This window comes from Desulfolithobacter sp. (assembly GCF_054025815.1).
This window is the reverse complement of the sequence record NZ_JBPMMS010000044.1, coordinates 32,616-47,730: the sequence shown is the minus strand read 5'-3', so window position 1 is coordinate 47,730 and position 15,115 is coordinate 32,616. Positions and strand designations below refer to the sequence as shown.

Here is a 15,115-nt window from a genome sequence, read left to right as displayed (position 1 = left end):
CCGAAAATTGACCACCCTGAGCACAGAATCGTCCCGGTGTTATGGTAGGGTAAAAAACCATAACCAGGGGGAGGAGAGGAGTTGCTCACAATGGATCAATATGAATTTATCCGGACGGCCCATCGGGTCTATGACAAGAACATCAGCGAGTTGGCCAGGATGACGGGACATTCGCGCAACACAGTGAAGAAAGCATTGCGTGGGGAGCCTTGGGGATACCGCGAACGTCAGAAGCAGCCGTTTCCGGTTTTGGGTCCGTATATAGAGATCATTGACGGCTGGCTGTCAACAGACCGTGAAGTTCCTAAAAAGCAGCGCCACACTGCGCGGCGTATCTACCATCGCCTGGTCGCCGAACATGACTACGGTGGTGGCGAGTCAACGGTCCGGCGTTATGTAAGTATGGCGAAGATCAAGCTGGGTCTTGATCGTCCCGGGGCGTTTATTCCCTGCGACCCTGAGGCCGGTGTTGAGGCCGAGATCGACTGGGGTACTGCCACGGTTGAAATTGACGGGACGAGGCAGACGGTCAAGATATTCTGCATGCGATCCAAGTATTCGGGCAAGCATTTTGTCCGCGCCTACCCGTGCGAACGGCAGCAGGCTTTTTTTGACGCCCACCTGCATGGGTTCCAGTTTTTTGGCGGGATATTTCCTGTCCTGATTTACGACAACCTGACCACGGCGGTTCGCAAGGTCTTGCAGGGGCGTAATCGAATCGAGCAGGAGTCCTTCACCAAGTTCCGTGCCTACCATAGCTTCGAGGCCCGCTTTACCAACCCTGCTGCGGGTAATGAAAAAGGCGGGGTTGAGGGACTGGTCGGTTTTTGCCGTCGTAACTACCTGGTCCCGATCCCCAGGGTGAAAAGCTTTGAGGAACTGAACCGGCGGCTGCAGGAACATTGCGAGGCCTATGGCGGACACACCATCTCCGGTCGTGAGCATACGGTGGAGGAACTGTTTACTGCGGAGAAAGAGCATCTGCTCAGGCTTCCGGAGCAGGTTTTCAGTAACCATCTGTGCCTGACCGGCAAGGTGGACAAGTTCGGGACGGTTATTGTGGATAAGAACAAGAACCGCTATTCTGTTCCGACTCGCTATGTCGGGCAGGAGGTCACCGTCCTGCTTGGTGTAGACCGGGTCGCCATCTCTTTGAAGAACAAAAAACTTGCCGAGCATGAGCGGGTGTACGGCAACAACAAGTGGCAGCTGAACCCTGATCATTACCTGGATCTACTGCAGCAGCGGCCCATGGCCTTTGAAAGCGCGCGTCCCATGCGCCAGTGGCGGGCTGTCTGGCCTGGCAGCTACGAGGGTCTTTTGCAGCGCTTCCAGGATTCCCAGGGGGAGACCAGGGGTATCAAGGATTTCATAACGGTCCTGATGCTGCACCGTCAGTACAGGAACTCCGAGGTTGAAGCAGCCGTGGAACTGGCACTTGAGCAGGGTCTCAGTTCCAGTGAAGCTGTCCGCCACCTGCTTATTTATGCCAATGAACCCAGGGTGGAAACATGTCCTCTGGATGGCTGGGAATCCATCGCACCCACCGATATCAGCCAATATGGTCAGCTGGGAGGTGTGCAATGAACGAGACCGTGCTGTTTGAGCTCAAAGCCAACCTGAAAGACCTGAAGTTGTCGGCCATGGCCCGGGAACTGGAACCCTGTCTGCGCCAGGCCATGGAAGCCGGCGTCGGCTATGACGAGCTGCTTGTTGATTTGACCCGGTTGGAAATAGCCTTCCGTGCCGCCAACAGGCTCAAACGCAGGGTCCGCGAGGCCCGGTTCCCGCTGATTAAGCCGCTGGAAACCTTTGACCTGTCCGCCGCACCGGAACTGGATATCAGGCTGTTCAGAGAGTTGGCCAGCTGCGAGTACATCCGGGAGCGCCGGAATGTGATTTTTCTTGGCAAGAGCGGTACCGGCAAGACCCACATGGCAACGGCGCTTGGTCTGGAGGCCTGCAAAAACAATTACCGGACCCGTTTTGTGACCTGCTACGGTCTGGTCAATGAACTGATCGAGGCCCTGGAGGAACGCGACCTGCAGCGGCTGCTGAAACGGTATAGCCGGTATGACCTCCTGATCCTGGACGAACTGGGCTACATTCCTTTTTCCAGGGAAGGCGCGGAGCTGCTCTTCCAGGTTCTTGCCGAACGGTATGAAAAGGGATCGGTGATGATCACCAGCAACCTCGGCTTTGCCGACTGGACCCTGGTCTTTGGCGACCAGGCCATGACAGCGGCCCTGCTGGACCGACTGACCCACAAGGCCAGGATCATCAACTGCAACTGGGAGAGTTACCGCCTGAAGCAGAGTCTTGAAGGCAAGGGTGTCCCACAGGAACAGAAGCACCCGGCACAAACAGTATCGTGACAAGGTAACGAAAACAAACGTGGAAGCCATCCGGCTTCAGGCTGTACTTCCGGTCGCCCTGCGGGCTCCCTGCAGTACATCCTGAAGCCGAGAATTGGACATCTTTAATCAAATCTCAGGGTGGTCAAAATTGGGTTAGCACGGGTGGTCATTTTTAGGTTGTCATTACCATTTTTGAGACGGAGAAACAGAAAGATTGATCGGAAAACAGAATTTTTGCCCAGTTAGTCCGCATTTACGGAATAATTTTCCGGAATTCAGGTTGATCAGGGTTTAACCGGCAGTGCGCTATTCAAGGCGCCTGCCGGTTTTTTTTTCATAGAGGTGGATATGTTCAGGGGCCACGGTGAGCGGCAGGATGGATTCGGTGTCTGCGTAATGGGTTCCTGGCAACCGGGCGGTGACGAGGAGGTCGTTATCGGGCAGGCGGCCGTAGATCATGGTGTCGGCCCCGAGAAACTCGGAGTGATCCACCCTGAGCGGCAGGGTAGCCTGCTCCTGGCCGGTGAGCCTGAAATGTTCAGGCCGGATGCCGACAGTCACCTCCCGGCCACCCCTGGTCTGGAGATTTTTCAGCTCTAGTGGAAGATGGAGTCCACCGGCCAGAGTAGCGGATCGACCGTCGCCGGACAGCCGGCTGTCGAGGAAATTCATGGCCGGTGAACCAATGAAGCCAGCCACGAACCGGGTGGCAGGTCGCTGGTAGATTTCAAGGGGGGAGCCGATCTGTTCGGCATAGCCGTTATTGATGACAATGAGCCGGTCACCGAGCGTCATGGCCTCCACCTGGTCATGGGTCACGTAAATCGAGGTTACCCTGAGTCGTTTGTGGAGTTTGCGCAGTTCCAGGCGCATCTGGACCCGCAGCTTGGCGTCCAGGTTGGAAAGCGGCTCATCAAAGAGAAAGACTTTGGGTTCGCGGACGATGCAGCGGCCCATGGCCACCCGCTGGCGCTGACCGCCTGAGAGCTGGCGTGGTTTGCGCTGGAGCAGCCCTTCAAGCTGGAGCAGCTTTGCAGCCTGGTCCACCCGTGTTTTGATCTCTTCCCGGCTGAATTTTCTGAGCTTGAGTCCGTAGGCCATGTTGTTGAACACGGTCATGTGCGGATAGAGGGCATAGTTCTGGAATACCATGGCGATGTCCCGGTCTTTGGGCTCCAGGTCGTTGACAACCCGGCCGTCTATGGAGATGGTACCGCTGGTGATGTCCTCCAGCCCTGCGATCATTCTCAGCAGGGTGGACTTGCCGCACCCGGACGGGCCGACAATGACCGTGAACTCGCCATTGTCGATGGCGGTGTCGATGTTGTGGATGACCTCAGTGTCACCATATCTTTTGGTTACCTTATCAAATACTACCCGGGCCAATTTATTTCTCCGTTTCGGTGAGTCCCTTGATGAACAGTTTCTGCATCCCGACCACGACCATGACCGGCGGCAGCATTGCCAGAAGGGTGGTCATCATGATCAGATGCCATTGGGGCGATTCTTCGGCCGCTTCGAGCATCTGCTTGATGCCCATGACAATGGTGTACATCGACTTGTCGGTGGTGATCAGCAGGGGCCAGAGATACTGGTTCCAGCCGTAAATAAAGAGGATGACGAACAGGGCGGCTATGTTGGTACGCGAGATGGGCAGGAGGATATCCATGAAAAAGCGCATGGGTCCGGCCCCGTCGATGCGGGCGGCCTCGAGAAGCTCGTCGGGCACGGTGAGAAAAACCTGCCGGAACATGAAGGTGGCTGTGGCAGAGGCGATGAGCGGCACGGTCAGGCCCCAGTAGTTGTTGAGCATACCCAGGTTGGCAACCACTTCGAAGGTGGGCAGGATACGGACCTCCACCGGCAGCATCAGGGTGATGAATATCATCCAGAAAAAGGCCATGCGCATGGGGAAGCGGAAATAGACAATGGCAAAGGCGGACAGGAGCGAGATGATGATCTTGCCCACCGCGATCATCAGGGCCATGATCAGGCTGTTTACGAGCATAAGCCCCACCGACTGTTCCCGGGCGTTGCCCACGCCCTGGACAAAGGTTTCCCGGAGGTTGTGGAAGAACTGGTCGCCGGGCCACAGGGGCAGGGGTACCTGGGTCATGCGCACCGCGTCGTGACTGGCGGCGACAAAGGTTACCCAGATGGGGAAGGCGACCACCAGAATCCCGAGCAGAAGTACGATATGGCTCATCCAGCCGATCAGGGGACGGCGTTCGATCATGGCTAATACTCCACCTTGCGCTCTATGTAGCGGAACTGGATGACGGTCAGGCCGATGACAATCACCATAAGGATGACCGACTGAGCCGCCGAGCCGCCCAGGTCAAGGCCTATGAAGCCGTCGTTGTACACTTTGTAGACCAGGATTTCGGTGGCCTTGGCCGGACCACCCTTGGTCACGGCATGGACAATGCCGAAGGTGTCGAAAAAGGCGTAGACAATGTTCATGACCAGGAGAAAAAAGGTGGTCGGAGAGATCAGGGGGAAGATGATGGTCCAGAACCGCCTTGCCGGACCGGCTCCGTCAATGGCCGCGGCTTCGATCAGGGACCTGGGGATGGCCTGCATTCCGGCGAGAAAAAAGAGAAAATTATAGCTGATCTGTTTCCAGGACGCGGCCAGCACGATGAGCGCCATGGCCTGGTTGCCGTTTAAACGGTAATTCCAGTCGTAGCCGATTCCATGCAGCATGTAGGAGACGATGCCGAGCGTCGGGTCAAAGAGAAACATCCACAGCGCCCCGGCCACCGCAGGAGCCACGGCATAGGGCCAGATGAGAAGCGTACGGTAAACAGTGGTTCCCCGGACCACATGATCGGCCATGGCGGCGAGGATAAGGGCGATACTGAGCGAGAGCCCGGCCACAAGCGAAGAGAAGACAATGGTTCGCAGAAACGAGTTGAAATAGATGTCGTCCCCAAAGAGCTGGACAAAGTTTTCAAACCAGACGAACTCGGTCTTCAGGCCAAAGGGATCCTCCACCAGCATGGACTGATAGAGCGCCTGGCTCGCCGGCCAGATGAAGAACACCAGGGTAATCAGCACCTGGGGCGCGACGAGCAGATACGGCAGGACCGATGGTTTGAAATGGGTGCGTTTGATCATGGGCAGAGGACGACGATGGAAGGGAGACGGCCCTCATCCATCGTCGTGTTCCAGGGCTTTGGGAATCAGCGGTTGGCTTTTTCGAATTTGCGCAGCAGTTTGTTGCCGCGCTTGACCGCGTCATCCATGGCCTGGGAGGCTGTCTTGGTTCCGTTCCAGATCGCTTCCATCTCCTCGTTGATGATGTCGCGTACCTGGACGTAGTTGCCGAAACGAAGTCCGCGGGAGTTGGGGGTGGGGGTGTTGAGGCTCAGTTGCTTGATGGCCGTGTCGGTCCCCGGGTTTTTCTCGTAGAAGCCCTGCTTTCTGCTCAGCTCATAGGCCGCGGTGGTGATCGGTACGTACCCGGTCTCCTGGTGCCACCAGGCCTGGACATCGGGCGAGGAAAGATAGCTCATGAACCTGGCCACACCCTTGTAGTCGTTTTTGGGATGCCCTTTGAGAACCCAGAGGGTGGCACCACCGATGATGGAGTTTTGCGGAGAGTCGATGATGTCGGGATAATAGGGCAGCATGGCCTGGCCGAACTCGAACCTGGCCTGCTTCTTGATTCCGCCGTAATAGGCCGAGGAGTTGAGCCACATGCCGCACTCGCCGTTGGTGAACATGGGCAGGGAGTCGCCGCGGCGGCCACCGTACTGGAAGATTTTGCTCTGCTGCCAGCGGCCCACATCGGCCATCATCCGCTTGACATGCTTGTTGTTGAAGGTGAATTCGGTGTCCAGGCCGGCAAAGCCGTTTTCCCTGGTACCCATGGGCAGGTTATGCCAGGCACTGAAGTTCTCCACCATGACCCAGGACTGCCAGCCAAAGGAAAAGCCGCATTTATATCCGGCGTCCAGGAGTTTCTGTGAGGCGGTTTCCATCTCGGGCCAGGTTTTTGGCGGCTCGGTGATACCAGCCTTCCTGAAGGCGTCCTTGTTGTACCAAAGAACCGGCGTGGAGCTGTTGAAAGGCATGGAGAGCAATTCGCCCTCAGGGGTTTGATAATAACTGATCACGGCTGGAAGAAACCCTGATTTATCAAATTGTTCACCGGCATCCTTCATCATCTGTTCCACAGGATATACTGCCCCCCGGGCTGCCATCATGGTGGCGGTACCGACCTCGAAGACCTGGACAATATGGGGCTGTTTGTGCGCCCGGAAGGCGGCTATGGCCGCAGTCATGGTTTCGGTGTAATTACCCTTGTAGACCGGCACGACCTTGTATTCGTTCTGTGTGGCGTTGAAGTCACTGGCTATCTTGTTGACCCGTTCACCGTTGACACCGCCCATGGCGTGCCACCACTGAATCTCAGTCACAGCCCAGCTGTTTCCAGCCTGAATTCCGGTAACCACTGTGGCCATGGCCAGACTCAGGAAAAAGGTTTTGGCGGATTTTCGCATGGTTGACTCCTTTCTGTTGCTGTTGATCAGGTGGGTTGCAGGACCGCAGGATTTTTTTCAGCGGCCAGGGTACACGACTTTTCTGGATATTTCATCACAACATGTTGATTCTAATGAAAAAATAATATTTCATGGTGCTGTGGTATCTTGGATGCGGCCAAGCGTTCTCCGGACCGCGTCCTGCCAGCCCCTGTATTTTGCCCTCCGGGTGGTTTTGTCCAGGGAGGGGAGAAAGCGGTGGTCCTGTTCCCACGAGGCTGCGAAGCGGTCCGGCTCAGGGCAGATTCCCGCCTGCAGGCCGGCAAGGTAGGCGGCGCCAAGGGCTGTGGTTTCAAGGATTCGCGGCCGGTCCACCGGGGCGTTGAGGATATCGGCAAGGAACTGCATAGTCCAGTCCGAGGCCACCATGCCACCATCCACCCGGAGTACGGTTTTGCGGTCAACCATTGCGTTCCAGTCGCGGCCCATGGCCTCCAGCAGGTCCCGGGTCTGGTAACAGACTGATTCCAGGGCCGCCCGGGCAAACTCTGCCGGACCGGTGGAGCGGGTCAGGCCAAACATGGCGCCCCGGCTTTCCGCATCCCAGTAGGGTGCCCCAAGGCCGGTGAACGCCGGCACCAGGTAGACATTCTGGCGTTCATCGGCCTGGCGGGCCAGGGTGCCTGTTTCGGCTGCACTCCCGATGATACCAAGACTGTCGCGCAGCCACTGGACAGCGGCTCCGGCAATGAAGATCGAGCCTTCCAGGGCGTAGGTGGGCCGGCCGCCGAGCTGAAAACCGATGGTGGTCAGCAACCGGTTGGTGGAGCGGACCGGCTGGTTGCCGGTGTTGAGCATGGCAAAGCAGCCGGTGCCGTAGGTCGACTTGAGCATCCCGGGCTCGAAACAGGCCTGGCCCACCAGGGCGGCCTGCTGGTCACCGGCAATTCCAGTGATGGGGATGGGGTGGCCGAGCAGGTCGGGATCCGTGGTGCCGAAGTCAGCGGCGCAGTCAAGTACCTCAGGAAGAATGGATCCGGGTATGGCAAACAGATCCAGCAGTTCCTGGTCCCATTCACCGGTATGGATGTTATACAGCATGGTCCGGGAGGCGTTGGTGGCATCGGTGGCATGCACCCGGCCATCGGTGAGCTTCCAGAGGAGAAAGGTGTCCACGGTGCCGAAAGCCAGTTGACCCCTGGCTGCCCTGTCCCTGGCTCCGTCCACGTGATCCAGGATCCAGGCTATCTTGGTGGCGGAAAAATAGGGATCCGGGAGAAGGCCGCTTTTTGAGACCACCAGCTCTTCATGGCCATCGTTTTTCAGGGCATCGCAGAGATCACTTGTCCGGCGGTCCTGCCAGACGATGGCCCTGTGGAGGGGACGACCTGTTTCCCGGTCCCAGACTATCGTGGTCTCCCGCTGGTTGGTGATGCCGATGGCGGCAATGTCCGCCCCGGTCAACCCGGTTTTTTTCAGGACCTCGTGACAGGTGGCGATGGTGGTCTGCCAGAGGTCGTCCGGCTCATGCTCAACCCAGCCCGAAGCAGGATAATGCTGTGGAAACTCCTGCTGGGCGGTACCGATGATTTCCAGGTTGCGGTCAAAGACAATGGCTCGTCCGGATGTGGTACCCTGGTCAATGGCGAGGATGTGTGGGTTCATGATCTGTGCTCCTGGGTCGGTTCGATAAACGATTCTGGTGCAAGGTTTCCGCGTCCCGGAGAGGCGAGAGGGTACCGAAACCGGCCAGGTGTTCTGTTGTCCTGAAAAAGGTCGGAATCAGAATGCGGCGGCAGGTTTCAAGTGAAAGAGGCGGAACTTTCACAATACCTCAATACGAAAACAGTATCGTAGATTCGTGGGATGTGCAACAAAATCACCCCATGATTTTTTAGAACACCGGGGACCAGGGGGGATCTATCGATTATGGTTGCTAAAATCACCATTGTTTCAAACCATTGGCATTGATTCGGTCTTTCGTGTCCGGATGCTCGTTCTAAAGAGTTGACAGAACTCTTTTTCCTGTCCTAATATGGCGCTTTCCAGGACGGTCTTTATGGGCGTGACGTGGATGGATTTCCGCGTCTGAGCGTGAACCATGGGAAGCAAAAAAACAGTTTTTCTACCGGAGGAAGAACAATGCGTAGACTGGTGATGTTGGTAACGCTGGCAGTGGCCATGCTCTGTGGAGGCCAGGCCCTTGAGGCCAGGGAGATGCAGGTGGGTTTTATTTATGTTTCGCCCATCGGTGATACGGGCTGGTCCTATGCCCACGATCTGGGTCGCCAGGCGGTGGAAAAAATACCCGGGGTCACGACCTCCTACGTGGAATCTGTCAAGGAAGGCCCGGACTCCGAACGGGTCATACTGAACATGGCGCGAAAGGGTTATGATCTGATCTTTGCCACCAGTTACGGTTACATGGACCCCATGCTCAAAGTGGCCAGGCGGTTCCCGGACACGGTGTTCATGCACTGCTCCGGTTTCAAGACCGCTCCCAACATGGGTAATTATTTCGGAAGGATGTATCAGGCCCGCTACCTGACCGGCATGGTGGCCGGCGCCATGACCAAATCAAACGTCATCGGTTATGTGGCCGCCTTCCCCATTCCTGAAGTTATCCGCGGTATCAATGCCTTTACCCTTGGTGCCCGGGCTGTCAACCCCAGGGCCCAGGTGCGGGTGGTCTGGACCAAGAGCTGGTACGATCCGGTCACGGAAAAAGAAGCGGCCAAAAGTCTGCTCGACGTCGGTGCCGATGTGCTGACCCAGCACCAGGATTCTCCGTCTGTCCAGGAAGCCGCTCAGGAAAAGGGTGTTTATTCAATCGGCTATAATTCCGACATGTCCAAGTTCGCCCCAAAATCGCATTTGACCGCAGCCATATGGAATTGGGCGCCGTTTTACTTGGAGATTGTGAAAAAAGTTCAGAATCATACCTGGAAAACCGGTTCCTTCTGGCCCGGTATTGAAACCGGTATTGTCGATATCGCACCGTTCGCCCCCATGGTGCCGGAAGAGATCCGGAATCGGGTACTGGAAATGAAGGAGGGGCTCAAATCGGGTCGTACCGATGTTTTTGTCGGCCCGGTCAGGGATCAGGGGGGAAAAGTACGTGTTCCGGCGGGCCGGAAGGCCGCTGACAAGGACCTGCTCGGTATGACCTGGTTTGTCGAGGGTGTTGTTGGAACAGTGGAGTAGCCGGTTCCGAGTTTCATGTTAGGTTTTTCTATACAGAGGCGGGAAAAGCCGCTGGGCTTTTATTCCGCCTTTGTTGTTCTGGTGGCGGTGGCCCTGGCCCTGCTTTTTTCCGGCGCCATTCTCGCCCTGCGCGGTACACCTCCGGTGGAGGGTATGCGGGTGTTGCTGCAGTCGGCTTTCGGTTCCCGCTGGGCACTGGAAGACTCTCTTGCCAAGGCGATCCCCATCTTTCTCTGCTCTCTGGGGGTGGGAATTGCCTTTCGGCTCCAGATATGGAATATCGGCGCCGAAGGGCAGTACGCAATGGGCGCGATCGGTGCCACCTGGGCCGCTCTGACTTTCCCAGGCCTTCCATGGTATCTGCTTCTGCCCCTCATGGGACTGGTCTCGTTCGGGGCCGGGGCGGTGTGGGGTCTTGTTCCCGCTTTCTTCAGGTTGCGCTGGCAGGTCAACGAGATCATCGTCACTCTGATGTTCAATTACATAGCTATCCTGTTTTTGGAATATCTCGTTTACGGTGCCTGGAAGGATCCGGTCAGCTTCGGCTTCCCCATGACCCCGACTTTTACCGACAACGCCATCATTCCCATGATCGGCGCTACGAGGTTGAACTGGGGCATTCTGATCTGTTTTGCGGCCGGAATCGCCGTGTGGGTTTTCTTTCGTTTTACCAGGCTTGGGTTCGAGCTTGCCGCCTGCGGTGAAAATGTACGAGCCGCCAGGTATGCCGGTATGCCCTGCAATTTTCTTGTTTATCTGGTTATGGGGCTGTCCGGTGGTCTGGCTGGCTGGGCCGCCTGTATCGAGGTCTCGGCCAACCTGAACCGTCTCCAGCCGTCGATCATGGCCGGTTATGGTTATACCGCCATTGTTGTGGCCTGGCTGGCCAGGCTCAACCCCCTGGCCATAGCGGTTGCGTCTTTTATGTTGGCAGGATTGCGGGTGGGAACCGAGAACCTGCAACTTGAGCTCATGGTCCCGGCTGCCTTTGGCTCGATCATCGAGGGCTTGATCCTGCTCACGGTGCTGGCAGGCAGTTTTTTCATTGACTACAGGGTGCGCAGGCGAGGTCAGTCATGAACATGGAGATTGTCGTTGCCCTGTTGGCCGCCGCGGTCCAGTCCGGGACCCCTATTCTCTATGCAACCCTGGGTGAAATATTCACCGAGCGCTCCGGTGTACTCAACCTTGGGGTCGAAGGCATTATGTTTGTCGGAGCCCTGGTGGCTTTTATAACCTCCCGGGCATTTGGCGACCCCTGGCTGGCATTGCTGGCCGGTGGCGCCTCCGGGGCCCTGCTGGCCGGACTGCATGGTCTGGTTTGTCTGAATTTTCTTGGCAATCAGGTGGTTTCCGGGTTGGCGCTCGCTATCCTCGGTACCGGCATGGGCAACTATTTCGGCGCTTCGTTCGTTGGTTTGCAGGCCCCTGGATTCTATCCCCTGGAGATCCAGGGGCTTGCCTCGCTGCCCCTGGTTGGTCCGATTTTTTTTCGTCAGGACATCCTGGTCTATGGCTCCTATCTGCTGATTCCTGTTTTGTGGTATTTTTTTCTGTATACCCGCTGGGGAATGCGCTTGCGGGCCGCCGGCGAGAATCCGGAGGCAGCCGAAGCCGCGGGTATCAATGTGCTGGCCTACCGTTGGGGCGGTATTTTAGCCGGCGGCTTTCTCGGCGGCCTTGGGGGCAGCTATCTCTCCCTGGCCTATACTCACCTCTGGGCGACCAACATTACCGCGGGCCGGGGCTGGATAGCTGTGGGCCTGGTGATTTTCGCATTCTGGAAACCGGGCCGGGCCTTGCTGGGGGCGTACCTTTTTGGCGGTGTCATGGCCTTTCAGTTCCGGCTTCAGGCCATGGGGACGGCTCTGCCTTCTTCGCTGCTGCTTATGCTGCCTTATGTTCTGACGGTCCTGGTGTTGATTCTGGCTTATGTACGGGGCCAGGGCACGAGGGCCCCGGCATCTCTGGGGGTCAACCTGGAACCCCGGGAATAGAGCGCTACCGCTACCGGCGAGCGATTATAGGAGCGGTGAAATCACAGAGTCTCCATAGCGAATTTCCGGTGGTCCGGCTTCCCTGTCCATTCCCGGCCAATGTTGAGGTGTATCGGGCTTCTTGCGAGCCCATCATCCCCGAGACAGGCCATCAAAAAATGTTGCGAGGCACTATTGATGAGTGAAAAATCACGCTACACCCAGACCTATCCCATATCCTGGGATCAACTGCACCGTGATTCCAGGGCCCTGGCATGGAAACTGCTCGAAATGGATTTTTTTGAAGGAATCATCGCTATCACCAGAGGCGGGCTGGTTCCGGCGGCCATTATTGCCCGGGAGCTGGATATCCGGGTCGTGGATACCGTCTGCGTCGCATCCTATGACTGGCAGGACCAGAAAGGCGAGCTCGAGGTCCTCAAGTCGGTTGACCATGACGGCACCGGATGGCTCATTGTCGACGATCTTGTGGATACCGGCAGGACCGCCGACGTGGTCAGGAAAATGCTTCCCAGGGCGCATTTTTCTACGGTCTATGCCAAGCCTGCCGGCAAACCGCTGGTTGATACCTATGTCACCGAGGTGAGCCAGAGTACCTGGATCCTCTTTCCCTGGGATGCGGAGTCCCAGTTTGTCAAACCCATTGTCGGGCACCGGGACTGAGTCAAGACGGCAGGTAGATCATTCTCCAGGGATGGCATGACATGAAAGATGGACATACTCCATCCATAACGCTTGAACATATTACAAAATTTTTTGGCAGTGTACAGGTCAACCGGAATATTTCACTTGCCATAAGGCCGGGACGAATCAAGGCTCTGCTTGGTGAAAACGGGGCCGGTAAGTCCACCCTCATGTCCATCCTGGCAGGTCGGTTGCGTCCTGATGGCGGGCTGATACGGGTGGATGGAGATCCGGTCCGTTTCTCCTCGGCCCGGGACGCGATCAAGGCCTCCATCGGGATGGTGTATCAGCATTTCATGCTGGTTGAAGCGATGACAGTGGCCGAGAATGTCTTTCTGGGTCAGGAAGAATCCTTTTTCCTTCGTCCGTCCGCCATGTATGATGCCGTGGCCGAGCTGGGCGACTCCGTGGGGCTGCCGGTGGATCCCCGGGCCATGATTTCCGATCTTTCCATGGGGGAACGGCAGCGGGTGGAGATTCTCAAGCTGCTCCAGCGCGGCAGCCGGGTACTTATCTTCGATGAGCCGACAGCGGTGCTCACCCCGCAGGAAACCGAACATCTTTTCCGGTCTTTTCGGCGCTTGGCGGCCCAGGGCCGGTCCATTGTCTTTATCAGTCACAAGCTTGACGAAGTGATGTCGGTGGCCGACGAGATCGCGATTCTGCGCAAGGGTGAAGTGGTGGACGAGGTGGAGGCCACCGAAGTTGCTTCTCCGGCCGAGTTGGCCCGGCGCATGGTGGGCCGCGAGGTTCTGCTCAATATCGCACGCAGGCCCGTGGAATTGCACCAGGTGGTGCTGCGGGTCGAGGAACTGGGTGACGACTTCCTCGAAAATATCAGTCTCGAGGTTCGGCACGGTGAAGTGCTTGGGGTGGTCGGAGTGGCTGGCAACGGCCAGCGGGAGCTGGTGGAGACGGTCTGCGGCCTGCGGCGGCCGGGCAGGGGTTCGGTCAGAATCCTTGGCCGGGACTGGCAGGAATTCTACCGTGATCGGCCGTGGCGCAAGGGATTGTCCTGGATTCCCGAGGACCGGCGGGGTTTGGCGACCTGTATCACCATGGACCTGGTGGATAATTTTTTGCTTACCACCCGTCATGGCTTCTGTTCCGGTCCGTGGCTGCACCGGGAGCAGGCCCGGAAAAAATGCAGGACCCTGCTTGGCGAGTTCAATGTCCAGCCTCCCGACCCCACCCTTCGGGCCCGGCAGCTGTCCGGCGGTAACCTGCAGAAAATGGTCCTGGCCCGCGAGTTCTATCGACTGCCGCGACTTATTGTCGCTGAACAGCCCACCCAGGGCCTTGATATCGGCGCCATCGAAGAGGTGTGGAAACTTTTGCTTGGCGCCAGGGAGGCGGCGGGAATTCTTCTGGTCACCGGCGATCTGGGAGAGGCTTTGGAGTTGTCCGACCGGATTGCGGTGATGTTTGAAGGAAAGATTATGGCTCTGTTTGACGCCGACGATCAGGAGATGATTGGCCGGATTGGAGAGTTCATGGCCGGGGTGCGTGCCAGCCCGCAGGAGGATGAACAGGCAAAGTCGCTCCCTTTGCCCTGAGGTTCTCTCACCCGTCAGGCTGCCAGGCAGGACAGTTCCCGGGGCCGGACCTGATGGTAAGCTCCCTGCCTGAGGACCTGGATGAACTCAGATCTCGTGGTGACAGGCGTGAGCAGCTTCGTGGGGACCCTGCCCAGCTCGGCAGGGGCGTGGGCATCGCTGCCGCCCACCAGATTCACGCCAAAGCGTTGCTTCCAGCGTAGAACGGCCTGGTTTTCAAGAAAGCTGTTCCTTCCGTTGATCCCTTCCACAATACGACACCACCTGTGGCGAATGAGATCTTCACTTGTGGGACGTCCGGTCCGGAACGGATGGGCCGCCACGGCAACACCACCGGTATCTGCAACGTGACGCAACACAAGCTTGGCCGGCAGCCCGGGCTTCAATTTCTCATAGGGCCCGAACAGGAGAAAATCTCCTTCAGCAGTGGTATATTCCATGCCGAAAATAACACAGAGACCGTTTTCCTGGATACCTTCATGGAGCTGATGCCGAACAGCCATGGTATCGTGATCGGTGATACAGACCCCGTCAAGCCCCTGGACTTGAGCCCTGGCAAGGATATCGGCCAGCGTCAATTGACTGCATTTTGACAGTGTGGTATGAACATGAATGTCAAATTTCATGAGCTGAACCATGTTATAATGACAGGTAAAAGTCAAACTGATAATTTTAATGTTTGCCATGATTGTCATCGGATATTCCGATGGCAGGAGCGATTGCCGGTATGGATGGGACATCCGGCCATAACCGGGTCTCGACTTCCGTCCGTCTTTCTTTTGCCGCCGCTGGCTCCGTACCTGGTTGTTTTGCGGCCTGATGAACATCAT

The 15,115-nt window shown here is 57.1% G+C and carries 13 protein-coding genes; 7 read left to right on the top strand and 6 right to left on the bottom strand.

The window, feature by feature from the left end; all coding sequences use genetic code 11:
* Window positions 1-90: 90 nt before the first annotated feature.
* Together istA and istB are read left to right on the top strand one after the other, a co-directional pair.
* Window positions 91-1,587: an IS21 family transposase gene (gene istA / locus ACXJJY_RS12630; protein WP_456388554.1), complete on the top strand. Its 1,497-nt coding sequence runs from the start codon at window positions 91-93 to the stop codon at window positions 1,585-1,587.
* Complete coding sequence (gene istB, locus ACXJJY_RS12625; RefSeq protein ID WP_456388552.1) at window positions 1,584-2,375, top strand: IS21-like element helper ATPase IstB; 792 nt, start codon at window positions 1,584-1,586, stop codon at window positions 2,373-2,375. The genes istA and istB overlap by 4 nt, the downstream gene beginning before the upstream one ends.
* A gap of 288 nt (window positions 2,376-2,663) precedes the next feature.
* On the opposite strand, the gene ACXJJY_RS12620 is transcribed toward istB, so the two are convergent.
* The 5 genes from ACXJJY_RS12620 to glpK all read right to left on the bottom strand — a co-directional run bounded on the left by ACXJJY_RS12620 (window position 2,664) and on the right by glpK (window position 8,509).
* Window positions 2,664-3,743: a sn-glycerol-3-phosphate import ATP-binding protein UgpC gene (locus ACXJJY_RS12620; RefSeq protein WP_456388550.1), complete on the bottom strand. Its 1,080-nt coding sequence runs from the start codon at window positions 3,741-3,743 to the stop codon at window positions 2,664-2,666.
* Window position 3,744: 1 nt separating this feature from the next.
* Window positions 3,745-4,593 carry a sn-glycerol-3-phosphate ABC transporter permease UgpE gene (gene ugpE, locus ACXJJY_RS12615; protein WP_456388548.1) on the bottom strand — a complete coding sequence of 283 codons (849 nt, stop codon included), beginning with the start codon at window positions 4,591-4,593 and terminating at the stop codon, window positions 3,745-3,747.
* Window positions 4,594-4,595: 2 nt separating this feature from the next.
* Window positions 4,596-5,477, bottom strand: coding sequence for a sn-glycerol-3-phosphate ABC transporter permease UgpA (gene ugpA / locus ACXJJY_RS12610; protein WP_456388546.1), 882 nt, complete (start codon window positions 5,475-5,477; stop codon window positions 4,596-4,598).
* Between the two features lie 65 nt (window positions 5,478-5,542).
* Window positions 5,543-6,826, bottom strand: a complete 1,284-nt coding sequence (ugpB, locus tag ACXJJY_RS12605; RefSeq protein WP_456388556.1) for a sn-glycerol-3-phosphate ABC transporter substrate-binding protein UgpB — start codon at window positions 6,824-6,826, stop codon at window positions 5,543-5,545.
* Window positions 6,827-6,994: 168 nt separating this feature from the next.
* Window positions 6,995-8,509, bottom strand: coding sequence for a glycerol kinase GlpK (gene glpK / locus ACXJJY_RS12600; protein WP_456388544.1), 1,515 nt, complete (start codon window positions 8,507-8,509; stop codon window positions 6,995-6,997).
* Between the two features lie 477 nt (window positions 8,510-8,986).
* On the opposite strand from glpK, the gene ACXJJY_RS12595 reads away from it, so the two are divergent.
* The 5 genes from ACXJJY_RS12595 (at window position 8,987) to ACXJJY_RS12575 (ending at window position 14,285) form a co-directional block, all read left to right on the top strand.
* The gene (locus ACXJJY_RS12595; RefSeq protein ID WP_456388542.1) at window positions 8,987-10,048 is read left to right on the top strand and encodes a BMP family ABC transporter substrate-binding protein; all 1,062 of its coding nucleotides are present in this window, start codon (window positions 8,987-8,989) and stop codon (window positions 10,046-10,048) included.
* A gap of 15 nt (window positions 10,049-10,063) precedes the next feature.
* Window positions 10,064-11,128: an ABC transporter permease gene (locus ACXJJY_RS12590; protein WP_456388540.1), complete on the top strand. Its 1,065-nt coding sequence runs from the start codon at window positions 10,064-10,066 to the stop codon at window positions 11,126-11,128.
* Window positions 11,125-12,045 carry an ABC transporter permease gene (locus ACXJJY_RS12585; RefSeq protein ID WP_456388538.1) on the top strand — a complete coding sequence of 307 codons (921 nt, stop codon included), beginning with the start codon at window positions 11,125-11,127 and terminating at the stop codon, window positions 12,043-12,045. Before ACXJJY_RS12590 ends, ACXJJY_RS12585 begins: the two co-directional genes overlap by 4 nt.
* Before the next feature lie 177 nt (window positions 12,046-12,222).
* Complete coding sequence (gene gpt / locus ACXJJY_RS12580) at window positions 12,223-12,708, top strand: xanthine phosphoribosyltransferase (protein ID WP_456388536.1); 486 nt, start codon at window positions 12,223-12,225, stop codon at window positions 12,706-12,708.
* A gap of 41 nt (window positions 12,709-12,749) precedes the next feature.
* Window positions 12,750-14,285 carry an ABC transporter ATP-binding protein gene (locus ACXJJY_RS12575; protein ID WP_456388524.1) on the top strand — a complete coding sequence of 512 codons (1,536 nt, stop codon included), beginning with the start codon at window positions 12,750-12,752 and terminating at the stop codon, window positions 14,283-14,285.
* Window positions 14,286-14,299: 14 nt separating this feature from the next.
* Here ACXJJY_RS12575 and ACXJJY_RS12570 read toward each other — a convergent pair whose 3' ends face one another.
* Complete coding sequence (locus ACXJJY_RS12570; protein ID WP_456388371.1) at window positions 14,300-14,971, bottom strand: PHP domain-containing protein; 672 nt, start codon at window positions 14,969-14,971, stop codon at window positions 14,300-14,302.
* Window positions 14,972-15,115 lie beyond the last annotated feature (144 nt).